The organism is Mycolicibacterium fallax, from assembly GCF_010726955.1.
Lineage (GTDB): Bacteria > Actinomycetota > Actinomycetes > Mycobacteriales > Mycobacteriaceae > Mycobacterium > Mycobacterium fallax.
The window spans coordinates 1,182,027-1,203,900 of the sequence record NZ_AP022603.1 but is presented as its reverse complement, the minus strand read 5'-3'; the positions used below and the strand labels follow the sequence as shown (position 1 = coordinate 1,203,900).

The 21,874-nt window shown below is 71.9% G+C and carries 17 protein-coding genes; 13 read left to right on the top strand and 4 right to left on the bottom strand.

Features of this window, described 5'->3' with window-relative positions:
• Nucleotides 1-40 precede the first annotated feature (40 nt).
• From G6N10_RS05690 to G6N10_RS05680, 3 genes are read right to left on the bottom strand one after another with little or no spacing between them, the layout of a single operon-like run.
• Nucleotides 41-331 carry a YiaA/YiaB family inner membrane protein gene (locus G6N10_RS05690; protein WP_085093928.1) on the bottom strand — a complete coding sequence of 97 codons (291 nt, stop codon included), beginning with the start codon at nt 329-331 and terminating at the stop codon, nt 41-43.
• A 35-nt stretch (nt 332-366) separates the two neighbouring features.
• Complete coding sequence (locus tag G6N10_RS05685; protein ID WP_085093930.1) at nt 367-1,830, bottom strand: precorrin-2 C(20)-methyltransferase; 1,464 nt, start codon at nt 1,828-1,830, stop codon at nt 367-369.
• Nucleotides 1,827-2,465 (bottom strand): precorrin-8X methylmutase, encoded by a 639-nt coding sequence (locus tag G6N10_RS05680; RefSeq protein WP_085093932.1) that lies wholly within the window; start codon nt 2,463-2,465, stop codon nt 1,827-1,829. The genes G6N10_RS05685 and G6N10_RS05680 overlap by 4 nt, the downstream gene beginning before the upstream one ends.
• Nucleotides 2,466-2,813: 348 nt before the next feature.
• On the opposite strand from G6N10_RS05680, the gene G6N10_RS05675 reads away from it, so the two are divergent.
• The 13 genes from G6N10_RS05675 (at nt 2,814) to G6N10_RS05615 (ending at nt 20,617) form a co-directional block, all read left to right on the top strand.
• On the top strand, nt 2,814-3,137 hold the full coding sequence (locus G6N10_RS05675) for a PE domain-containing protein (protein WP_085093934.1): 324 nt from the start codon (nt 2,814-2,816) through the stop codon (nt 3,135-3,137).
• Nucleotides 3,137-4,342: a PPE domain-containing protein gene (locus G6N10_RS05670; RefSeq protein ID WP_085093936.1), complete on the top strand. Its 1,206-nt coding sequence runs from the start codon at nt 3,137-3,139 to the stop codon at nt 4,340-4,342. The genes G6N10_RS05675 and G6N10_RS05670 overlap by 1 nt, the downstream gene beginning before the upstream one ends.
• Before the next feature lie 207 nt (nt 4,343-4,549).
• Nucleotides 4,550-4,876: a hypothetical protein gene (locus tag G6N10_RS05665; RefSeq protein ID WP_085093938.1), complete on the top strand. Its 327-nt coding sequence runs from the start codon at nt 4,550-4,552 to the stop codon at nt 4,874-4,876.
• 20 nt (nt 4,877-4,896) lie between these two features.
• A complete protein-coding gene (locus tag G6N10_RS05660; RefSeq protein ID WP_179962818.1) occupies nt 4,897-5,184 on the top strand; it encodes a WXG100 family type VII secretion target in 288 nt (95 codons plus the stop codon).
• A 31-nt stretch (nt 5,185-5,215) separates the two neighbouring features.
• The gene (locus tag G6N10_RS05655; protein ID WP_085093940.1) at nt 5,216-6,046 is read left to right on the top strand and encodes an ESX secretion-associated protein EspG; all 831 of its coding nucleotides are present in this window, start codon (nt 5,216-5,218) and stop codon (nt 6,044-6,046) included.
• A 3-nt stretch (nt 6,047-6,049) separates the two neighbouring features.
• Nucleotides 6,050-7,030, top strand: a complete 981-nt coding sequence (locus tag G6N10_RS05650; protein ID WP_109750433.1) for a MinD/ParA family ATP-binding protein — start codon at nt 6,050-6,052, stop codon at nt 7,028-7,030.
• A complete protein-coding gene (gene eccD / locus G6N10_RS05645; protein ID WP_109750434.1) occupies nt 7,030-8,553 on the top strand; it encodes a type VII secretion integral membrane protein EccD in 1,524 nt (507 codons plus the stop codon). The genes G6N10_RS05650 and eccD overlap by 1 nt, the downstream gene beginning before the upstream one ends.
• Complete coding sequence (locus G6N10_RS05640) at nt 8,550-10,202, top strand: S8 family serine peptidase (protein WP_085093942.1); 1,653 nt, start codon at nt 8,550-8,552, stop codon at nt 10,200-10,202. Before eccD ends, G6N10_RS05640 begins: the two co-directional genes overlap by 4 nt.
• Nucleotides 10,199-11,791: a type VII secretion protein EccE gene (gene eccE, locus G6N10_RS05635; RefSeq protein ID WP_085093944.1), complete on the top strand. Its 1,593-nt coding sequence runs from the start codon at nt 10,199-10,201 to the stop codon at nt 11,789-11,791. Before G6N10_RS05640 ends, eccE begins: the two co-directional genes overlap by 4 nt.
• A gap of 16 nt (nt 11,792-11,807) precedes the next feature.
• Nucleotides 11,808-13,676 (top strand): type VII secretion AAA-ATPase EccA, encoded by a 1,869-nt coding sequence (eccA, locus tag G6N10_RS05630; protein WP_109750435.1) that lies wholly within the window; start codon nt 11,808-11,810, stop codon nt 13,674-13,676.
• 268 nt (nt 13,677-13,944) lie between these two features.
• Nucleotides 13,945-18,549: a glutamate synthase large subunit gene (gene gltB, locus G6N10_RS05625; protein WP_085093946.1), complete on the top strand. Its 4,605-nt coding sequence runs from the start codon at nt 13,945-13,947 to the stop codon at nt 18,547-18,549.
• Nucleotides 18,542-20,008 carry a glutamate synthase subunit beta gene (locus tag G6N10_RS05620; RefSeq protein ID WP_085093948.1) on the top strand — a complete coding sequence of 489 codons (1,467 nt, stop codon included), beginning with the start codon at nt 18,542-18,544 and terminating at the stop codon, nt 20,006-20,008. Before gltB ends, G6N10_RS05620 begins: the two co-directional genes overlap by 8 nt.
• Nucleotides 20,009-20,443: 435 nt before the next feature.
• The gene (locus G6N10_RS05615; RefSeq protein ID WP_163742131.1) at nt 20,444-20,617 is read left to right on the top strand and encodes a hypothetical protein; all 174 of its coding nucleotides are present in this window, start codon (nt 20,444-20,446) and stop codon (nt 20,615-20,617) included.
• On the opposite strand, the gene cobG is transcribed toward G6N10_RS05615, so the two are convergent.
• Entirely contained in the window at nt 20,602-21,843 is a 1,242-nt protein-coding gene (cobG, locus tag G6N10_RS05610) for a precorrin-3B synthase (RefSeq protein ID WP_085093952.1), read from the bottom strand. The two genes, G6N10_RS05615 and cobG, sit on opposite strands and share 16 nt — an antisense overlap.
• Between the last annotated feature and the right edge of the window lie 31 nt (nt 21,844-21,874).

Below are 21,874 nucleotides of genomic sequence, written 5' to 3'. Positions count from 1 at the left end.
GACGATTCGGTGCGGGTCGCTGATCGGCATGTGCGGTTCCTCAGCCGACACCCTTGAGCGGGTTGTGGTCGACATACATCTGCTCGATGCGCGCCTCGTCCACCCGGTTGCGGATCAGTTGCGCCTCATGTTGGTCGCGGATGACCTTGGCCAGATTGAAGCAACTGGTGACCATGAACAGGCCGCAGACAGCGAGGAAGCCACGCTGCCAGACCGAAATCGGCAGGAACGTGATGCCGATGGCCATCGCGCCGAATGACACCCCGAAGGCGAGCGCGGACTGAACGAAATAGGCGTAGGTGGTGCGGAGCAACGGCTGCGGAGTTTCCATGCCAGAAATAGTCACCCGCGCCGGGGTGGGCAAAACTACTCAACTCCTCCCGGATAGCGCCGCGGGGTGAAGACCCGGTCGCCGTCCCGGACGGTCTGCGAGGACCCGATGATCAGCAGGGTTCGCATGTCCACCTCGGTCGGGTCCAGCTCGCCGAGGCCGACGACCCGCACCCGCTCGGTGGGGCCGCCCACGTCGCGGCCCAGCACCACCGGGGTGGTGGGGCTTCGGTGCTCCAGCAGCAGTTCCCGCATCGCGGCGACCTGCCAGGTCCGTGACTTCGACGCCGGGTTGTAGATGGCCAGCACCAGATCCGCGGCCGCCGCGGCCGCGAGCCGGTCGGCGATGACGTCCCACGGCTTGAGCCGGTCCGACAGCGAGATGACGGCGTAGTCGTGCCCGAGCGGGGCGCCGGCCCGGCTGGCCACCGCATTGGCGGCCGTCATCGCCGGCAGCACCCGCACGTCGACGTCGGGCCAGTTCACCGCCTCCTCCAGCACCGCGGTGGCCATCGCGAACACCCCCGGGTCCCCGGAGGACACCACGGCGACGGTGCGGCCCTCGGCGGCCAGCGCGCAGGCCAGCCGGGCCCGCTCGGGCTCATCGGTGTTGTCGGAGGGATGCCGGGTTTGGCCGGCTCGGGCGGGTACCCGATCCAGGTAGGGCCCGTAGCCGATCAGATCGGTGGCCGCCTCGAGTGCACGTCGGCTCTGCGGGGTCAGCCACTGCGGATCACCGGGCCCCAGCCCGACGACCACCACCGCGCCGGGCCCGGTGCGCGGGCGCTGTGCGCCCGGCAGCAGCACCACCGAGAAGTACGGCACGGTGTCGCCGTCGACGTCGGCGGCCGGTTCGACCCGCTGCCGGCCGGTGCTGGCCCGCTCCACGTAGAACGCGTCGTCGATGCGGCCGGCGTCGGTCAGCGCCTGCCGCACCTTCGGGAAGGACCGGCCGAGCTTCATCACCACGGCGGCGTCGGTGTCGGCAAGCCGGCGGGTCAGCTCACCGGCCGGCAGCGTGCCGGGCAGCACGGTGAGGATCTCCTCGCCGGTCACCAGCGGGGTCGCGACGGCCGCCGAGGCCGCGCTGACCGCGGTCACCCCGGGCACGATGACGGCGGCGAACCGCTCGGTCAGCCGCGCGTGCATGTGCATGTAGCTGCTGTAGAACAGCGGATCGCCCTCGGCCAGCAGCGCGACGTCGCGGCCGGCGTCCAGGTGCGCGGCGATCCGGGCGGCCGCGGCGGTGTAGAAGTCCTCCATCGCCCCGGCGTAGCCGCCGGGATGGTCCACCGTCTCGGTGGTGACCGGGTAGACCAGATGCTCCTCCAGCTGCCCGTCGCGCAGATACGGTTCGGCGATGCCGCGGGCGATGCTGTGACCGTGGCGGGCGCTGTGATAGGCCACCACGTCCGCGGCGCCGATCACCCGGGCGGCCTTGACGGTGACCAGTTCCGGATCGCCGGGGCCCAGCCCGACGCCGTAGAGCGTGCCGGTCATGCGCAGATGCCTTCGGAACGGCTGGCGATCGCGTTGACGGCGGCCGCGGCCATCGCGCTGCCGCCGCGCCGGCCCCGCACCACCAGATAGCTCATCCCGCGGGGGTTTTCGATCAGCGCGTCCTTGGACTGGGCGGAGCCGACGAAGCCGACCGGGCCGCCGAGCACCGCCGCCGGGACCCCGGCGCCCTCGTCGAGCAGTTCCAGCAGCCGGAACAGTGCGGTGGGTGCGTTCCCGATGGCCAGCACCGCCCCGTCCAGGCGCTCGGCCCACAGATCCACCGCCGCGGCCGAGCGAGTGCTGCCCAACTCGGCGGCCAGGCCCGGGGATCGCGGGTCGGCGACCAGCGAGACGACCTCGTTGTCGGCGGGCAGCCGGGCCGCGGTGATGCCGGCGGCGACCATCGAGGAGTCGCACAGCACCGGGGCGCCGGCGACCAGGGCGGCGTGCGCGCGGGTCACCACGTCGGGGGTGAAGGCGATGTGCTCGGGCAGGTCGACCTGCCCGCAGGTGTGGATCATGCGGACCACCACCTGGGACACGTCGTCGGGAAACCGGCTCAGGTCGGCCTCGGCGCGGATCGTCGCGAACGACTGACGGTAGATCTCGGCGGCATCGCGGATGTAGTCGAGCACCCAGCCACCCTATGACGGGGCGCATTGCGCGGGGCGTGCAGCGTGGCGTTGGCCGGCCGGCCCGGCGGACGACGGGGCGGCCGACCGTGGCGGGCCGCGGTCCCGCACCGGCCCTGGCGCGGGCATCGCAGGAGCTGCCCGCCGCGCCGGGTGTCGGGGCACACGCGCACTGAACCTGAGGTGAAGATTGACGGTTTGTCGCTCGATGATGGGCCGAAATCCAGCGCCGATCGAGAAGTTATTTCCTTGTGCAAGCGTCACTTTGAATCTTCGACGTCGACGCCTATGCTCGAACGACGCGGCGCTGCCCGCGATCGCGAATGGGTCCTTCGGGGGAAGGGAAATCCAATGGCCGGACCACTTCTGAATGTGTCTCCCACCGGGGTCGGGCTGTCGGCCGCCGTCGAGGCGGCCATCACCGCGGAACTCGGCGCCGTCGTCGCCGGCGGCACGGCCACCCTGATCACCGTCACCCCAATGGGCGCCGATCCGGCCTCGGTCGCGTTCGCCGCGGCCTGCAATGCCGCCGGCGCGGCCTACCTCGGCGCCGCCGCCGAGCACACCGCGTCGCGCGGCTTGTTCTCCGGTGCGCAGGGATTGGCCGGTGCGACCTTTGAGACGACCGAGGCCCTGCGACGCCTGGTGACGACGCTGGGCTCCGTCATCGGCTGATGGCCGATTTCTGGGCGGCCCGCCCACCGGAGGTCAACGACCTGGTCCTGCGGGCCGGATCCGGCATCGCCACCACCGCGGCGGCCGCATTGACCTACGTCATGGAGATCTCCGGCTGCGAAACCGCGGCCGGGATGTCGATCGGCAACGCCGGGATGCTCGCCCCGGACTTCGTCGGGCTCGCCGGCGCCGGCTCACTGCTGTCGGCCACCACCCTCAACACCACCCTGCAGCTGCTGGCCGGCTGGCTGATGGAGAAGCCGCCGGTGTTCGCCAGCGCGATCAACGCCTACCTGAGCGCCAGCTCGGCGATGATCCCGGCGGCGGTCTGCCAGGGCAACCGGGTGCAGTGGGAATCCTTGTGCGCGGCCAACGTTCCGGCGCTCGGAACCCTGACACCGGCCATCATCGAAAAGGATCTCGAATACTTCGGCGGGATGTGGCCGAACAACGCCGGGGTGGGGACCGGTTATTCGGCGGTGCTGATGGGCCTGATTCCGGCCCTGAGCATCCCGCCGCCGATCACCCCGCTGGCGGCCTCACCGGCCGCCCCGGTGCAGGCGGGTGCCGCGGTGGCCGAGGCCGCCGCGACCGGGGCCGTCGCCCCGGCGCTGCAGGCATCCGGCGCCGCGGCGGGGATGGCCGGGCCGTCCGGTGCCGCCGGCCCCGGAGGCATGCTCGGTGATCTGATGCAGCAGGTCACCGGGGGCGTGCAGCAGGGTGGTCAGGCCGTCGGCCAACTCGCCCAGAACGTCGTCGGGATGCCGATGCAGCTCGGCCAGACACTGACCGGCCCGGTGCAGGCGCTGACCGGGCTGTTCGGCTCGTTCGGCAATCGCGGCGAGGCCGCCGCGGTCGAACCGGTCGTGGAGGCGGTGCCCGAGGCCGTGCGGCCCGGCGTGGGCCTGCCGCTGGCGCCCGGAGCCGGGTCGGTCCTCGGCGGCGCTGCGGGTGCGGCGACGCCGGCCGGGCTGACCAGTTACACCCGGCCGACCGCCGGCTTCGCGCCGGAACCGGGCGGCCGGCCCACCGGCCTGCGCGGCGCCGGGGTGCTCGGCGCGGTGGAAACACGCACCGCCCCGGCCGGCGGGGTACCGGTGGGTTCGGGCGCCGGGATGCTGGCGCGCCCGACCGGTGGCAGCGCCGGCAGCGGCGAGGTCGGCCGGGTCCGGGTGTTCGCCGAAGCCGAACAGCGCCGAGGGTGAGGTAGCTGTGACGGAACATCGCTGATCGTCGGTCACGCAATTGTCGGGCTTCTGATGCATTACAGGAGGCCTAATACTTCTATGTTGATCCGAAAACGTGCAAATCTAATTGTTTGCTGAGGGTGAAGTGACAACCGGGAAATCCGGCCTACGCTTGCCGTCAGAGCCCCGATCGGGGAAGCGAAAATCCAAGGGAGATCAACCACAATGTCGACATTCGACGTTCCACCCCTGCAACTGCGGGCCGCCCGCGATGCGATTCTCGCCGCGCTGGAGAACGCGGGCGGGGTCGCCACCCAGTACCTCTCGACGCACCAGAACATCGCCGCACCCGGGGTGTTCCAGGGCCTCACCCAGCTGACCTCGACCAACACCGCGGTCACCATCGAGGCCGATCTGCAGCGTGCCGTCCAGCACGGCATGTTCCTCGCCGACGCGCTCGGCAAAACCGCCACGTTCGTCGAGGAGAACGAGGCCGACGCCGCCAACAAGGTCCGCGAGGTGCTCAACGCCTCCGGTACCTCCCTGGTCTGACCCGAACACTGGAGCCACCGATGGACAAGATCACCTACGCACTGCCGACGATCCTGGATGCCGCGGATCAGACCCTGACCCACGGCATCGGCCTGACCGACCTGTGCAGCGACGTCGAACGTAAGACCAATGCGCTGGTCGCTGACTTCCAGGGTGTCGGCGCCGACGGCTTCTTCCTGCACCAGCAGGAATTGCTGCGCTCGCTCAAGCATCTCGCCGAGACGGTCGGACTGCATGGCAATGCGGTGCACACGGTGTGCGAGAACGCCACCGTCACCGACCAGACCGTCGCCGGATTCTTCGGCTAGACAACGTATTCCGCAACACCAGGGGGAACCGGTGTTGACCACCACCGTCGAGGGGCTGTGGGTTCTGCAGGTGCTCACCGGGGTCGAGGTGCTCGGCCCGGAACTGGGCCTGCGTCCGCATCTGCCGCGAGTCGAATCCCGCGACGACGCGCTGGACCGGCCGATTGCCGCCGAACTGCGCGAGCACGCGGTGATCGACGAGGCCGGCACCGTCGACGAACCGGTCCGGGAATGGCTGGCGGTGCTGAGCCGGCGCGACATCGGCCTGGTGCTGGATCTGCACCGCCCCGGCGACCGCACCCGGACCCGGGTGCTGCTGGCCCGGTTCGCCCGCTGGTGGGCGGTGCTGGAACGCCACGGCGACCTGGTCCGGCTGGGCCCGGCGGGCACCTCGGCGGAGGAGAACTCGGCGACCTCGGTCATCGCGGTCGAGATCGAAAGGCTTTGCGGCACAGCACAACCTGCCGAACTTCGGCCGGTGACCGTCGACGCCGGGGCGATCGCCGGGGTCCGCGGCTCGGCGCGGCTGCGCGCGGTGCTGGCCGGCGCCGGCATCGATGCCGAGCAGCAGGGCATGCTGCTGCTGGCGGCCGATCCGGCGCGTTCGGCGCACGCCGGGATCGTCGCGGTGCAGAGCGGGGTGGAATCCGGGCTGCCGACCCGGGCGGTGCTCGGCGACAGCGCGGTCACCGTGATCGACACCCCGGCCGGACGTCTGGTCGCCGAAACGGTCCACCGCGATGGTCGCCGCTGGCTGATCGTCGGCCCGGGAAGCACCTCGGCGATCGTCACCGCGGTCCGGGCGCTGCTGCGCCGACTGCCCGCCGAACAGGACTGGTATTCCTACCGAAAGGTGGTGTGAGAAATGGACGAGACCGAGGAAGACCCGGGTCCGCGTCGGTCACCGGAACCGATGTCCGGCTCGGTGCGGATCTCCGACCTGGTCGCGCCGCGCAAGATACCGCCCGGCTCGGGCTGGCGGCGGGTTGTGCACACCGGCACCTGCCACGTCGTCAACCCGGGGCAGTCGCGGGCCGAACGCCACCACCGGGAACTGTGCGAACGGATCCGGCGGCACATCCGCCGCCAGTACGTCATCGCGCTGGTGGCCGGCAAGGGCGGGGTGGGCAAGACCACCCTCACCGCGGCGATCGGCGCGGTGTTCCGCGGTGTCCGGCCGGAGAACGTGGTGGCGGTCGACGCGGTGCCCGGTTTCGGCACCCTGGCCGGCCGGATCGACGAGAACCCGCCCGGTGACTACGCCGCGGTGCTCGACGACACCGACGTGCAGGGCTACGCCGACATCCGCGAACACCTGGGCCAGAACGCCGTCGGGCTGGATGTGCTTGCCGGAAACCGGAACTCGGACCAGGCCCGGCCGCTGACCGCGGCGATGTTCGCCGGGGCACTGTCCCGGCTGCGCCGGACCCACAACGTCATCCTGGTCGACACCGCCGACGATCTGGAGCATCCGGTGATGGAGTCGGTGCTGCGGGCCGCCGACACCCTGGTCTTCGTCTCCGGGCTGACCCCGGACAGCTCGGTGCCGGTGACCCGGTCGGTGGACCTGCTGTGTGCGCTGGGCCACCACGAGCTGGTGTCGCGCAGCATGGTGGTGCTCAACGACAGCCGGGACCGCTACGACCGCGGTGCCCGGCGGTACCTCACCGAACGCTTCAGCCAGTGCGGCGCCACCGTCGAATTCATGCCGTATGACCCGCATCTGGCGGCCGGCGGCATCATCGACGTCGCGCACCAGAGCACCGGCGCCGCCCGGTTGCGGCTCACCGAGATCACCGCCGCGCTGGCCGACCGTTACATCCCGGACGCCGACAGGACGGCGTGATGACCGCCGCGGTCGGTGCCCGGCCCGGTGCGCCGATGGTGTCATTCCCCGCGCGCTGCGCGGTCGCGGTGATCTGCGGCGACCAACTGATCTCCCAGGTGTATCCGGCGGCGCTGCCCATCGAGGTGTTCCTCGACGACGCGGTGGAATTACTCGACGCCGAACTTCGCCGCCGCGGCCGCCCCGGCCTGGCACCCGGCAGCGGCTATGAGCTGCAGCGGGTCAACGGCATCCGGCTGGACACCGGCAAGTCCCTCGACGAGCTCGGCGTCGAGGACGGCACCGCGCTGCAGTTGGTGACGGCGACCGACGGGGATTGCGCCGAGCCGCAGTACGAATCGCTGTCCACCGGGCTGGCGCGGGTCGGGCGCACGCTGTTCCCCCCGGTCACCGCGCAGACCGTCGCGCACTGTGCGCTGGCGATTCTGGCGATGGCCGCGGCGGTGCTCGCGGTCGCCGGGGTGCGTGCCCGGTTGACCGGTGACTCCCCGGTCCCCGCGGTCGCGGTCGGCACCGCCGGCCTGCTGGCCGCGGCCGCGGCGGCCGGGGTGTGGCGCTGGTGGCCGCGCCGCACGGATCTGCTGATCGGGTTCGGTTGGCTGGCCGTCCCGCTGTTGGCGCTCGGCGCAGGCACCGCCCCGCCCGGCGGGCTCGGCGCGCCGCACCTGTTCATCGTCGCGCTGGCGGCCGCGGTGCTGGCCGTGGCGCTGACCGCGCTGACCGGCGCGCATCGCGATATCGCCGCGGCGGTGGTGACGCTGTGCGTGCTCGGCGGCGCGCTGGCCGCGGCCCGGATGTGGCGGCCGATCCCCGCGCAGTGGCTGGCGATGTGCACGCTGATCGCGCTGCTGGTGCTGTTGACGCTGGCGCCCACCATCGCGCTGCGGGCGGCGCGGATCCGGCCGCCGCACTTCGGTTCGGTCACCGGCCGCGACCTGTTTCACCGGGCCGACGGGATGCCGGTGGACGCCGTCGTCCCGGTGGACCAGAGCGCGGCAGCCGAACCGGAGGCCGACCCGAACCCGGACACCACCCCGCGCGGGGCGGCGGTCGCCGCGGCCGCCCGCCGCGCCAACGCCGTGCTGACCGGGATCTGCGTGGCCGCCGCGATCACCCTGGTGCCCGCGGTGTGGGCGACGTTGCTGCCCGGCCGGCCCCGGGCCGGAGCCGCCGCGGTGCTGGCCGGGCTGGTGGTGATGATCTTCGTGCTGCGGTCCCGCAATTTCACCGACCGACGCCAGGCGGTGCCGCTGATCTGCGGTGCGGCGGCCGCGGTGTGCGCCGGGGTGGCCCGCTACGTGTGGGCGGCGCCGGCGGGGTCGACCGGCGCCCTGGTCGGCGGCGCACTGGTCCTGACCGGGTTCGGTGCGGGCACCCTGATCGCCGCGCTGCTGGTACCGCCGACCCGATTCACCCCCCTGGTCCGGATGACCGCCGAATGGCTGGAACTGCTGGCGATCGTCGTCGCGCTGCCGCTGGCCGCCTGGATCGGCGGCCTGTTCGCCTGGGTGCGGATGCGATGACCGCCCGCACCGCCCAGCGCGCCGCCGCCGTCGCGGCGGTGCTGATGCTGGCCGGTTACGGGCTGGTGCCCGCACGGGCGATCCCCCCGCCGGTGGTGGACCCCACCCAACTGCCGGAGGCGGGCCGGCCCGGTCCGGACGAGCCGATGCGTCAGGCCAACCGCTGCGCCCGGCCGATCACCGTCGCCGACCCGGACGTCGGCATCACCGCCCCCGGGTTCACCATGCTCAACATCGCCCGCGCCTGGACGCACTCGACCGGCAACGGTGTCCCGGTCGCGGTGGTCGACACCGGGGTGAACCCCGGCCCCCGGTTGCCGGTGGTTCCGGGCGGTGACTACGTGATGGGCGGTGACGGGCTGTCGGACTGCGACGCCCACGGCACCATCATCGCGTCCATCATCGGCGCCGCACCGCAGGGCGCCCCGATGCCCGATCGGATGCCGCCGGAGCCCGCCTTCCCGGCTCCCGAGGGTGTCCCGGCCACCGGCGGCGCGCCCCCGCCGCCGGACCGGCCGGCACCGCCCGCACCGCCGGCCCCGGTGACCGTCATCCGGACCCAGACCGCGACGGTCACCGCGCCACCGCCGCCGCCACCGGAGCCGCCACCGCCTGCACCGCACGATGTGCCGGCCAACGCGCCCGGTGACGCCGCACCCGGACCCGAGCTGCCTGAGGTTCCGCCGCCGGCAGCCGGGGCGCCCGACGGGGTGGCCGGGGTCGCCCCGCACGCGGTGCTGATCTCGATCCGGCAGACCTCGCGGGCGTTCACCGCCGTGACGCCGCGGCCCGGCGAAACCGACCTGCTGCGCAAGGCGGGCACCCTCTCGACCCTGGCGCGCGCCGTCGTGCACGCCGCCGACCTGGGCGCAAAGGTGATCAACCTGAGCGTGACGTCCTGCATGCCCGCCGTCGACCCGCTCGATCAGCGGGTGCTGGGCGCGGCGCTGTGGTACGCCGCCACCGTCCGGGACGCCGTCATCGTCGCCGCGGCGGGCAACGAGGGCGAGGAGGGCTGCGCGCAGAATCCGCCGGCCGATCCGCTGAACCCCGCCGACCCGCGCGGCTGGGGCCGGGTCAAGACGGTGTCCTCGCCGTCCTGGTTTGCCGACTACGTGTTGTCGGTCGGTGCCGTCGACAACACCGGCGCGCCGCTGGGCGCCAGCCTGTCCGGCCCGTGGGTGGCGGTGGCCGCCCCGGGCGTCGGGGTGATGGGACTGTCTCCGCACACCGGCATCGCGGTCAACGCGCTCCCGCCGAGCCGGGCCGGGGATCGCAACATGGCATTTTGGGGCACCAGCTTCGCCGCCGCCTACGTCAGCGGTGTCGCGGCGCTGGTGCGTGCCCGCTTTCCGCGGCTCAGCGCGCACCAGATCATCCACCGGATCCGGGCGACCGCACACAACCCGCCGCTCGGGGTGGACAACAAGATCGGCTACGGCGTGGTCGATCCGCTGGCGGCGCTGACCTTCGACGTGCCCGACGGTCCGCGGCAGGCGCCCGGGGCACAGGCGCGGGTGATCGCCGCACCGGCGCCACCGGCACCGCCGGATCGGCGGGCGCACACCGCCGCACTGACCTTCGCGGTCGTGGTCGCGGCCGCGGCGGGAATCCTGGCGCTGGCGGCCCGGGCCCGGCGGTCCCGATGACCGCCCCGGTGCGGCTGGCGGTCCTGATCGCGGTGTTCGTCGCCGCGCTGACCGGCTGGGCGATCGGCGGATTCGCCGGTGCGGCAACGGCGCTGGCCCTCGTCGGGCCGGTCGCGGTGGTTCCCTGGCGGGGCCGGCCGCTGTGGTCCTGGCTGGCGCGGTACCGGCGGCACCGGCGCGAGCATCCCCGGCCGGACCCGGTCACGGTGGCCAACGACGGCTGCGGCGGCGGTGTGCGCGAGTTGCGCGGCACCGCGGTGGCCGCCGTCGCGGTGCTCGGGCGGCGGCACCGGCCGACCCTGTTCACCGGCAGCACGGCCGCCCACAGCGACGACACCCTCGACGTTGCCGCGCTGGCAGCGCTGCTGCACCAACCGCTCGGCCTGACCCTGGAATCGCTGAGCGTGGTCACCCTCGGTGCGCGGCGACGCAGCCACGGCGACTACCCGCGGGTCTACGACACCCTGATCGGCACCCCGCCGTATGCCGGCACCCGGGAAACCTGGGTGATCCTGCGGATCGCCGCGCTGCCCAACGCCGGGGCGCTCGCCGACCGGATCTCCACCGGCGTCGCGGCGGTGGCCGCCGCCCAGCGCATCGGCGCGGCGCTGCGCCGGGGCGCGGTCCGAGCCCGGGTGGCCAGCGCCGCCGACATCGTCGAGCTGGACCGCCGGATCGGCGGCGGCGTCCGGGACCCCCGCTGGCGGTCGGTGCGCGCCGACGACGGCTGGTACACCAGCTACGCATACCGGCCGCACGAGGTCACCGCGGCCAACCTGGCGCAGGCCTGGACGCTGCGGGTCGACGGCCTGATCCAGACCGTCACGCTCTACCCGGACGGGCGGTTGTCCGCGACGCTGACCACCCGCACCAACCAGCCGCCGCCAGCGCCGCCCAGCGTGCTGCTGACCGGCCTGCCGGGGGAGCAACTCGACGCGCTCGCCGCCGCTAGGTGCGGCCCGACGGTGCGGCTGCGGGGGCTGCGCACCGGTCCGGTACCGGCCGCGCTGGCCCTGCCGGTCGGGGCCAGCGGGGTGCTGATCGGCCCCGCGCAGGACGGCTACCGGCTGGCGCTGCCGTTCACCGATCCGGGCGAACCCACCCGGATCCGGCTGGCCGCCGACGACGCCCTGACCAAGCGGCTGGTGCTGCGGGCGGCCGCGGCGGGGGAGCGGATCACCGTGCACACCGCCGACCGGCGCCGCTGGGCCGCGCTGCAGATGCCCGGTATCACCGTCACCGACGGCCCCCGGCCGGCCCCGGACACCACCGTCAGCGTGGTCGACGGCGCGGTGTCGGCCGCGGCGCCCGCCGAACCGGCGGTCCGGCTGTCCCCGGCGCCGCGGCCGCCGACGGTGATCGAGGCGACCGGGCCATCGCCCGCCGCCGGTGCCGCCGGCGACGGCGCCGATGCCGGCGCTGCCGATGCCGATATCGTCATCACCCAGGCCGGGCCGGACACCGTCGACATCGGTATCGCCGGCCGGGTGCACCGGGTGCGGATCGATCTGTTCCGCGTCGAAAACCGTTATCTGAGAATCGAATCCGAGGCTGCCCCGGAACCCGAGCTCGCCGGGGCGGACCGATGAGCGCCGGGGCGGACCGATGAGCGCCGGGGCCAGCGTGGTCGCGGCCCGCCGGCCCTTCGACCGCGGCATGGACCTGATGGACCACGATCCCGCCGAGGCGCTGCGGCAGTTCACCGAGGCGACCCGGCTGGACCCGGCGATGGCCGACGCCTGGCTGGCGCGCATCGCCGCCGGCGACGACGACCTGGCCACCCTGGAACAGGTGTACCGCTGCGGCCCCCGGCTGCACCGCGAGGCCAACCGCATCGGTGCCCGGCTGGCCGCGCGGATCAAGGCGGGCCCGTACCTGGCGATCACCGTCACCGAGGCCTCGCACGCGGCGATCGCGCTGGCCGGCGCCCTGATCGACGACGGCCAGTTCGAGCGGGCGCACACCGTGCTGGCGGACCCGGGACTGCTGGACTCCTGGGAGAACCACCAGTGGCAGCGGCACGTGATGAGCTACCTGATGTTCGCCACCGGCCGCTGGCCGGAGGTCATCGCCGAGGCGACCGCGGTGCTGCCGCCCCAGGCGATCGTGATGGCCGCGGTCACCGCGGCGACCAACACCATGGCCGCGCACGCCGCCGTCCACCTCGGCCAGGCCCGCGTCGCACTGGACTGGGCCGACCGGGTGCACACCCGGCGCGGCGAGCTCACCGACGCCGGCGGCGCGGACGTGCTGACCGCCAGCATCGACCCGGCCGAGTTCCCGCTGATCGCCGCCGATCTCGGGTACGTGCGGGGGATGGCGCTGCGCCAGCTCGGCGACGAACCCGGCGCCCAGGTGGCGCTGTCGAAGGCCTGCGTCAACGGCGCGCTGCTGCCCGCCGCCCGCGACGCGCTGGCCGATCCGGCCCTGCAGCTGGCCGTCACCGACGAGGCCACCATCGACAGCCGCACCGACCGCTGGGACGCCGGCACCGCCCAGAGTCCGGCCGACCGGGCGGGCCGCGCCGACGAACAGCGCCGGACCGAACTGCTCGAGCAGGGCCGTGCGCTGCTGAACAACCAGGTGGGCCTGGCCGAGGTCAAGCGCGCGGTCGCCGAACTGGAGGACCAGATCGAGATCCGCGCGCTGCGACTGGCGCACGGGCTGCCGGTGGCCGGCCAGACCAATCACATGCTGCTGGTCGGCCCGCCCGGCACCGGCAAGACCACCACCGCCGAGGCGCTCGGCAAGATCTACGCCGGGCTCGGCATCGTCGCGCATCCGGAGATCATCGAGGTCCGCCGCGCCGACTTCTGCGGCGAGCACATCGGCGCGTCCGGCCCGAAGACCAACGAGCTGATCGACCGGTCGCTGGGCCGGATCCTGTTCATGGACGAGTTCTATTCCCTGGTCGAACGCCATCACGACGGCCGCCCGGACATGATCGGCATGGAGGCCGTCAATCAGTTGCTGGTGGCGCTGGAGGTGCACCGGTTCGACTTCTGTTTCATCGGCGCCGGGTACGAGCGCGAGGTCGACGAGTTCCTCACCGTCAACCCGGGGCTGGCCGGCCGGTTCAACCGCCGGCTGCGGTTTGCCTCCTACGCCCCGGCCGAGCTGGTGGAGATCGCGGTCCGCTACGGCGCGCCGCGGGCCACCGTCATCGAGCCGGCCGCCCGCCAGGCCCTGATGCTGGCCTGCCAGGCGCTGTCGGAGCACCGCGCCGCCGACGGCAGCAACGGCGTCGACGTCATGCAGAACGGGCGATTCGCCCGCAACGTGCTGGAGCGAGCCGAGCGGTTGCGGGACTCCCGGGTGGCCGCCCGGCACCGGTCCGCGCCCGGGTCGGTGACCGTCGCCGAGTTGGAGACGGTGCGGCTGGCGGACCTGCACACAGCCGTCTCACAGGCTTGCGCGGAGAAGCATCTCACGCTGTTCGCCCAGGTCAATGGGACCGATTCGGTGGGCAACTAGCGCTGGCGGGCCCCGGTGTTTTATCGTTTTAGCGAATTTGTGACCCGAGGAAGCGGGCCGCCGTCCAGCGCTGCATGGTGGTTCCGGGGACACGATTGGTCTCGGGGCACAGCCCGTCCCGGACCGCGTGCGGCGCAACGAAGCGTCGCCGACCACATCTGAAGACCACGGGCGGCGCGCCAAGACGCCACCCCCACATCTGAGGACGACGGGCGGCGCGCCACAGCGTCACCGGCCGACCGCAGACCTATCGAAGGGTCAGGTGGTTATGCCCAGCAGCGTAGGGCTCTACAACCCCGCATACGAGCACGATTCCTGCGGCGTCGCGATGGTCGTCGACATGCACGGCCGTCGCAGCCGCAAGATCGTTGATCACGCCATCACCGCACTGCTCAACCTGGAGCACCGCGGGGCCGCGGGAGCCGAGCCCAACACCGGTGACGGCGCCGGCATCCTGATCCAGGTCCCGGACCGGTTCTTCCGGGAGGTCTGCCGGGAACAGCCCGCCCCCTTCGAGCTGCCCGAGCCCGGCAGCTACGCCACCGGCATCGCCTTCCTGCCGCAGTCCGAGCGCGACGCCGCCGCGGCCTGCGCGGCGGTGGAGAAGATCGTCGAGGCCGAGGGCCTGGAGCTGCTGGGCTGGCGCGACGTGCCCACCGACGACTCGCTGCTTGGCGCGCTGGCCCGCGACGCCATGCCGGTGTTCCGGCAGATCTTCGTCGGCGGCGAATCCGGCCTGGAGCTGGAGCGCCGGGCCTACGTCATCCGCAAGCGCGCCGAGCACGAGCTGGGCACCAAGGGGCCCGGCCAGGACGGCCCCGGCCGGGAGACGGTGTACTTCCCGAGCCTGAGCGGCCAGACCTTCGTCTACAAGGGCATGCTGACCACCCCGCAGCTGCGCGAGTTCTACCTCGACCTGCAGGACGACCGGATGGAATCGGCGCTGGGCATCGTGCACTCGCGCTTTTCCACCAACACCTTTCCGTCCTGGCCGCTGGCGCACCCGTTCCGCCGGGTCGCCCACAACGGTGAGATCAACACCGTCAACGGCAACGAGAACTGGATGATCGCTCGGGAGTCGCTGATCCACACCGACGTCTTCGGCTATCACAACGACCTGAACAAGATCTTCCCGGTGTGCACCCCCGGTGCCTCGGACACCGCCCGGTTCGACGAGGTGCTCGAGCTGCTGCACCTGGGTGGGCGCAGCATCGCGCACTCGGTGCTGATGATGATCCCGGAGGCCTGGGAGCGCAACGAGGCGATGGACCCCGAGCTGCGGGCGTTCTACCAGTACCACTCGTCGCTGATGGAGCCCTGGGACGGACCGGCCTCGGTCTGCTTCACCGACGGCACCGTCGTCGGCGCGGTGCTGGACCGCAACGGCCTGCGCCCGTCGCGGGTCTGGATCACCGACGACGGCCTGGTCGTGATGGCCTCGGAGGTCGGTGTGCTGGACCTGGACCCGGCCACCGTGGTCAAGCGGATGCGGCTGCAGCCCGGCCGGATGTTCCTGGTGGACACCGCCCAGGGCCGGATCGTCTCCGATGCCGAGATCAAGGCCGAGCTGGCCGCCGCGCAGCCGTACCGGCAGTGGCTCGACGACGGGCTGTTCACGCTGGAGGAGCTGCCGCAGGGCAACTACGTCAAGATGCCGCACCACCGGGTGGTGGCCCGCCAGCAGATCTTCGGCTACACCTACGAAGAGGTGAACCTGCTGATCGCGCCGATGGCCCGGACCGGGGCCGAGGCGCTGGGCTCGATGGGCACCGACACCCCGATCGCGGTGCTCTCGCAGCGCCCGCGGATGCTGTTCGACTACTTCCAGCAGCTGTTCGCCCAGGTCACCAACCCGCCGCTGGACGCCATCCGCGAGGAGGTGGTCACCAGCCTGCAGGCCGTGATCGGGCCGGAGGGTGACCTGCTCAACCCCGACGAGAACTCCTGCCGGCAGATCGTGCTGCCGCAGCCGATCCTGCGCAACGCCGATCTGGCCAAGCTGGTCAACGTCGACCCGGCCCACGAGATCCGCGGCCGCAGGCACGGCCTGCGCGCCGCGGTGATCCAGTGCCTGTACCCGGTGGCCGACGGCGGGTCGGGCCTGCGCAAGGCGCTCGAAGACGTCCGCAAGCGGGTGTCCCAGGCGATCCGCAACGGTGCCCGGCTGATCGTGCTCAGCGACCGCGAGTCCAACGAGTGGCTGGCCCCGATCCCGTCGCTGCTGGCGACCGCCGCGGTGCACCACCACCTGGTCCGCGAGGGCAGCCGGACCCAGGTCGGTCTGGTGGTGGAGGCCGGTGACGCCCGCGAGGTCCACCACATGGCCACCCTGATCGCCTTCGGCGCCGCCGCGATCAACCCGTACATGGCGTTCGAGTCGATCGAGGACATGATCGACCGCGGCATCATCGAGGCCCTGAGCAGCGACAAGGCCAAGGACAACTACGTCAAGGCGGCCGGCAAGGGCGTGCTCAAGGTGATGTCGAAGATGGGCATCTCCACCGTGGCGTCCTACACCGGCGCGCAGCTGTTCCAGGCCATCGGCATCAGCCGTCGGGTGCTCGACGAGTACTTCACCGGGCTGGACTGCGCCACCGGCGGCATCGGGCTCGACGAGATCGCCGCCGACGTGGCGGTGCGGCACACCCTGGCCTTCCTGGACCGGCCCGATGAGCGCGCGCACCGCGAGCTCGAGGTCGGCGGCGAATACCAGTGGCGTCGCGAGGGCGAGTACCACCTGTTCAACCCGGACACCGTGTTCAAGCTGCAGCACTCCACCCGCACCGGGCAGTACCAGGTGTTCAAGGAGTACACCGCGCTGGTCAACGACCAGAGCGAGAAGATGCATTCGCTGCGCGGCCTGCTGACCTTCAAGGAGGGTCTGCGCCCGCCGGTGCCGATCGAGGAGGTCGAGTCGGCCGCCGAGATCGTCAAGCGGTTCTCCACCGGCGCGATGAGCTACGGCTCGATCTCCGCCGAGGCCCACGAGACCCTCGCCATCGCGATGAATCGCCTTGGCGGACGGTCGAACTCGGGTGAGGGCGGCGAAGCCGTCGAGCGTTTCGAGCGGGAGGCCAACGGGGACTGGCGGCGCAGCGCGATCAAGCAGGTGGCCTCGGCGCGCTTCGGTGTGACCAGCAACTACCTGACCAACTGCTCCGACATCCAGATCAAGATGGCCCAGGGCGCCAAACCCGGTGAGGGCGGACAGCTTCCCGGGCACAAGGTGTACCCGTGGGTCGCCGAGGTCCGGCACTCCACCCCGGGCGTCGGGCTGATCTCCCCGCCGCCGCACCACGACATCTACTCGATCGAGGATCTCGCGCAGCTGATCCACGACCTGAAGAACGCCAACCCGACCGCCCGGGTGCACGTGAAGCTGGTCAGCGAGAACGGTGTCGGCACCGTCGCCGCCGGCGTCTCCAAGGCGCACGCCGACGTGGTGCTGATCTCCGGGCACGACGGCGGCACCGGCGCCACCCCGCTGACCTCGCAGAAGCATGCGGGTGCGCCGTGGGAGCTGGGCCTGGCCGAGACGCAGCAGACGCTGCTGCTCAACGGGTTGCGCGACCGGATCGTGGTGCAGGTCGACGGCCAGCTCAAGACCGGCCGCGACGTGATGATCGCCGCGCTGCTCGGCGCCGAGGAGTACGGCTTTGCCACCGCACCGCTGGTGGTCTCCGGCTGCATCATGATGCGGGTCTGTCACCTGGACACCTGCCCGGTCGGGGTCGCCACCCAGAACCCGGTGCTGCGGCAGCGGTTCACCGGCAAGCCGGAGTTCGTCGAGAACTTCTTCCTGTTCCTGGCCGAGGAGGTCCGGGAACTGTTGGCGCAGCTGGGATTCCGCACCCTCAACGAGGCCATCGGTCAGGTCGGCGCGCTGGACACGGTGCGCGCCCAGGAGCACTGGAAGGCCTACAAGCTGGACCTGTCGGCGGTGCTCTACGAACCCGAGTCGGCGTTCATGAACCAGGACCTGTACTGCACCTCCAAGCAGGACCACGCCCTGGACAAGGCGCTGGATCAGCAGCTGATCACCGCCTGCCGCGACGCGCTGGACGACGGCACCCCGGTGGCCTTCGAGACCGCGATCACCAACGTGAACCGCACCGTGGGCACCATGCTCGGCCACGAGGTCACCAAGGCCTACGGCGAGCAGGGGCTGCCCGAGGGCACCATCGACATCACCTTCACCGGGTCGGCGGGCAACAGCTTCGGGGCATTCGTGCCGCGCGGCATCACCCTGCGGGTGCATGGCGATGCCAACGACTACGTCGGCAAGGGGCTCTCCGGCGGCCGGATCGTGCTGCGGCCGTCGCTGCATGGGCCGGCGGGCTACGTCGCCGAGGACAACATCATCGGCGGCAACGTGATTCTGTTCGGCGCCACCAGCGGCCAGGCGTTCATCCGCGGCGTGGTGGGCGAGCGGTTCGCGGTGCGGAACTCCGGGGCCACCGCGGTGGTCGAGGGCGTCGGCGACCACGGCTGCGAATACATGACCGGGGGCCGGGTGGTCGTGCTGGGCCACACCGGGCGCAACTTCGCCGCCGGGATGTCCGGCGGGGTGGCGTTCGTCTACGACGCCGACAGCACGCTGGCGACCAACCTCAACGCCGAGATGGTCGAGCTGGAGAACATCGACGTCGAGGACGCCGACTGGCTGCAGCAGATCATCTCCACGCATGTGGAGGCCACCGATTCCGCGGTCGGGCAGCGGGTGCTGGCCGACTGGGACACCGAGCAGAGGAAGTTCGTCAAGGTGATGCCACGCGACTACAAACGGGTGATGACGGCGATCGCCGAGGCGCAGGCCTCGGGGCTGACCGACACCGAGCTCAACGACGTGATCATGGCGGCCGCTCGTGGGTGATCCAAGCGGCTTCATGAAGCACACCCACCGCGAGACCCCCGCGCGGCGGCCGGTCGATCTGCGGCTGCAGGACTGGAAAGAGGTCTACCAGGAGTTCAGCCACGAGACCCTGCAGGTGCAGGCGTCGCGCTGCATGGACTGCGGGATCCCGTTCTGCCACAACGGTTGCCCGCTGGGCAACCTGATCCCGGAGTGGAACGACCTGGTCTTCCGCGGTCGCTGGCGCGACGGCATCGAGCGCCTGCATGCCACCAACAACTTCCCGGAGTTCACCGGGCGGCTGTGTCCGGCGCCATGCGAGGCGTCCTGCGTGCTGGGCATCAACCAGGACGCGGTGACCATCAAGCAGGTCGAGGTCGAGCTGGTCGAGAACGCCTTCGACGAGGGCTGGGTCACGCCGCTGCCGCCGCAGGTGCACACCGGTAAAAAGGTGGCCGTGGTGGGATCCGGTCCGGCCGGTCTGGCCGCGGCCCAGCAGCTGACCCGGGCCGGGCACGCCGTGACGGTGTTCGAGCGCGCCGACCGGATCGGCGGGCTGCTGCGCTACGGCATCCCCGAGTTCAAGATGGAGAAGCGCTTCATCGACCGCCGGCTGGAGCAGATGACGGCCGAGGGCACCGAGTTCCGGGCCGGGGTGAACGTCGGGGTGGATCTGACCGTCGAGCAACTGCGGGAGGACTTCGACGCCGTCGTGCTGGCCGGCGGGGCGACGGCCTGGCGGGATCTGCCGATCCCGGGCCGTGAGCTCGACGGCATCCACCAGGCGATGGAGTTCCTGCCGTGGGCCAACAAGGTCCAGCTCGGCGATCCGGTGACCGACGCCGACGGACAGCCGCCGATCACCGCCAAGGGCAAGAAAGTCATCATCATCGGCGGCGGTGACACCGGCGCGGACTGCCTGGGGACCTCGCACCGCCAGGGCGCGGCCAGCGTGCACCAGTTCGAGATCATGCCCCGGCCGCCGGAGACCCGCGCGGAGTCCACACCGTGGCCGACCTACCCGCTGATGTTCCGGGTGTCCTCGGCGCACGAGGAGGGCGGCGAGCGGGTGTTCTCGGTCAACACCGAGCAGTTCGTCGGCGACAACGGGCGGGTGACCGGGCTGCGCGCCCACGAGGTCGCGATGGTCGGCGGGCGGTTCGAGAAGGTGGAGGGCTCGGACTTCGAGCTGGACGCCGACCTGGTGCTGCTGGCGATGGGCTTCGTCGGCCCGGAACGCGAGGGCCTGCTGACCGAGTTGGGTGTCGAGCTGACCGAGCGCGGAAACGTGTCCCGCGACGACGACTTCCAGACCTCGGTGCCCGGGGTGTTCGTGGCCGGTGACATGGGCCGCGGGCAGTCGCTGATCGTGTGGGCGATCGCCGAGGGCCGCGCCGCCGCCGCGGGCGTCGACCGCTACCTGATGGGGGAGACCGCGCTGCCGGCGCCGATCGCGCCGACGGCCGCCCCACAGCGCTGACCTGCTGTTTTCCGGACCCGCGCGGAGTGATCCGCGCGGGTCCGTTTGCATTGTCCGTTTTCGGTCCGTTTTGCGCCCCGCAACTATTACCTCGGACTCGACCCACCCGAAAGTGTGAGCTCGGACACTCCGCAGTGCTTGCTCCAGTTAGCAGTCGCATTTGCTGCATCATGGGCAACGAAATGATAACGGAACCCTGAGAAAGTTATGGAAACAGCTTTCTGCCAGCATCTATCACAGGTCAGGGCTGCGCCTTGTTCTTAAGATTAAGTCACACCAGCCACATTCGTAACATTGAATGTTTACTCGGCGTGTCTGGACCGCTTTGCCGGGGTTCAGGGCTCTAATTGACTCGTCGGGGTTCTTGGGTAGCCTGAGACTTCGAGTCAGCAAATAGTGAGTCAGTAACCAGTTCCGACTGCAGGAGTGATGGCCGTGGGCGTCAAGTCAAGGCACGTCAACCGAATGCACGACTACGCATTGACCCGGTCCCGGGTGGGGCGGATCGCCTGGTCTTACTTTCGGCACCCGGTGAAGTCCCGGGAGTTCCCCGCCAAGCACGAACGCCTGGTGACCGCGGCCGACCTGCTGCGCTACGGCGCCTGCTGAGCCGGTCCGGCGGCCGCTGAGCCGTCCAGCGCCGCCGCGGGGTCAGGTTCGGGCCGGTAGCCCGAGCCGGTGGCGATCAGCAGCCGGCCGTCATGCGGGTTGCCGCAGGCTCGTTCGCAGCCGACCAGATGCAGCCGCCGGACCTCGTTCACCGCGGGTCCCTCGACCACCCCGCCGTCGAGGTGGATCGGCCCGCCGGCCACCACCGCCGCGGCGTCCGCGCGCACATCGGCCCGCGACTTCGCGCAGCCCGGACTGCCGGTGCAGGCGCTGACCGACAACCATCGCGACCCGGCGTCGAACACCAGCCCCATTGGGGCCAATACCCGCAACGCGGTGTCGGCGATCGCCTCGGTCAGATCGCAGACCAGCACCGATCGCCACGGCGTCACCACCAGCGGAGCCTCGATCGCGGCCAGAAACTCCGCGGTCCGCGCCGGCAGCACCCCCAGCGGCACCGCGGCCCCCAGGCTCACCAGCCCGGCCGGCCGGTCCTGGTCGATCCAGCCCACCGGCGGGCCACCGGCCACCGGCACCCGAGCGCCGCGATCGGTGCGTATCGCCGCCCCGTCGGCCGGCGTCAGCCCGTCGAGCAGCGCCGCGGCATCGGGTAGCTCGGTCACCCGCCAGGCCGTCGCGCGGACCGCCAGGAATCGGCGGGCCACCGCGATCAGGGTGTCCACCACGGTCTCCGGCGCCAGCCGCAGCCCGGTGTCGGCGCCCCCGAGCAGCAGCGCCGCCGAACCGTCGGTGCACGCCCGGGCCCCGACGTCGGCGCCCAGCCCGGCAACGTCGCCGCGGCCGTCGTCCAGCGCGAACAGGAACCGCCCCGGCAGCGCGGCCAGGTCGGGATCGGCCCCGATCGCGGCATCCAGATCCCGCACCCAGTCCCGGACGTCGCGGTCGCCGCCGCTGCGGCCGGTCAGCGGGGAGGCGATGATGTTGCGGACCCGTTCGTGGGCCGGGGCGGGCAGCAGTCCGGCGGCCGCCACGGCCGCGGCGACGGCCGCCTCGTCGCCGGGGGCGATGCCCCGGACCTGCAGGCTGGAGCGGGTGGTCAACTCCAGGGTCCCGGAGCCGAATTCGACGGCGATGACGGCGAGCGCGTGCAGTTCGGCGGCGCCGAGCATGCCCCCGGGCAGCCGGACGCGGGCCAGCGCGCCGTCAGCCGCCTGATGCAGCTGCAGCGCGCCGGGGCAGGCGTCGTCGGCGCGGGTGCGGGCCACCGGTCCACGGTACGTGGCGCGGACCGGGGCG

Bases quoted from the DNA above. Each gene is read 5' to 3' on its own strand.
- eccE (WP_085093944.1), top strand. From the start codon at position 10,199: ATGACCGCCCCGGTGCGGCTGGCGGTCCTGATCGCGGTGTTCGTCGCC.
- G6N10_RS05690 (WP_085093928.1), bottom strand. From the start codon at position 331: ATGGAAACTCCGCAGCCGTTGCTCCGCACCACCTACGCCTATTTCGTT.
- gltB (WP_085093946.1), top strand. From the start codon at position 13,945: ATGCCCAGCAGCGTAGGGCTCTACAACCCCGCATACGAGCACGATTCC.
- G6N10_RS05650 (WP_109750433.1), top strand. From the start codon at position 6,050: ATGGACGAGACCGAGGAAGACCCGGGTCCGCGTCGGTCACCGGAACCG.
- G6N10_RS05685 (WP_085093930.1), bottom strand. From the start codon at position 1,830: ATGACCGGCACGCTCTACGGCGTCGGGCTGGGCCCCGGCGATCCGGAA.
- G6N10_RS05670 (WP_085093936.1), top strand. From the start codon at position 3,137: ATGGCCGATTTCTGGGCGGCCCGCCCACCGGAGGTCAACGACCTGGTC.
- eccD (WP_109750434.1), top strand. From the start codon at position 7,030: ATGACCGCCGCGGTCGGTGCCCGGCCCGGTGCGCCGATGGTGTCATTC.
- eccA (WP_109750435.1), top strand. From the start codon at position 11,808: ATGAGCGCCGGGGCCAGCGTGGTCGCGGCCCGCCGGCCCTTCGACCGC.
- G6N10_RS05665 (WP_085093938.1), top strand. From the start codon at position 4,550: ATGTCGACATTCGACGTTCCACCCCTGCAACTGCGGGCCGCCCGCGAT.
- G6N10_RS05640 (WP_085093942.1), top strand. From the start codon at position 8,550: ATGACCGCCCGCACCGCCCAGCGCGCCGCCGCCGTCGCGGCGGTGCTG.
- G6N10_RS05660 (WP_179962818.1), top strand. From the start codon at position 4,897: ATGGACAAGATCACCTACGCACTGCCGACGATCCTGGATGCCGCGGAT.
- G6N10_RS05675 (WP_085093934.1), top strand. From the start codon at position 2,814: ATGGCCGGACCACTTCTGAATGTGTCTCCCACCGGGGTCGGGCTGTCG.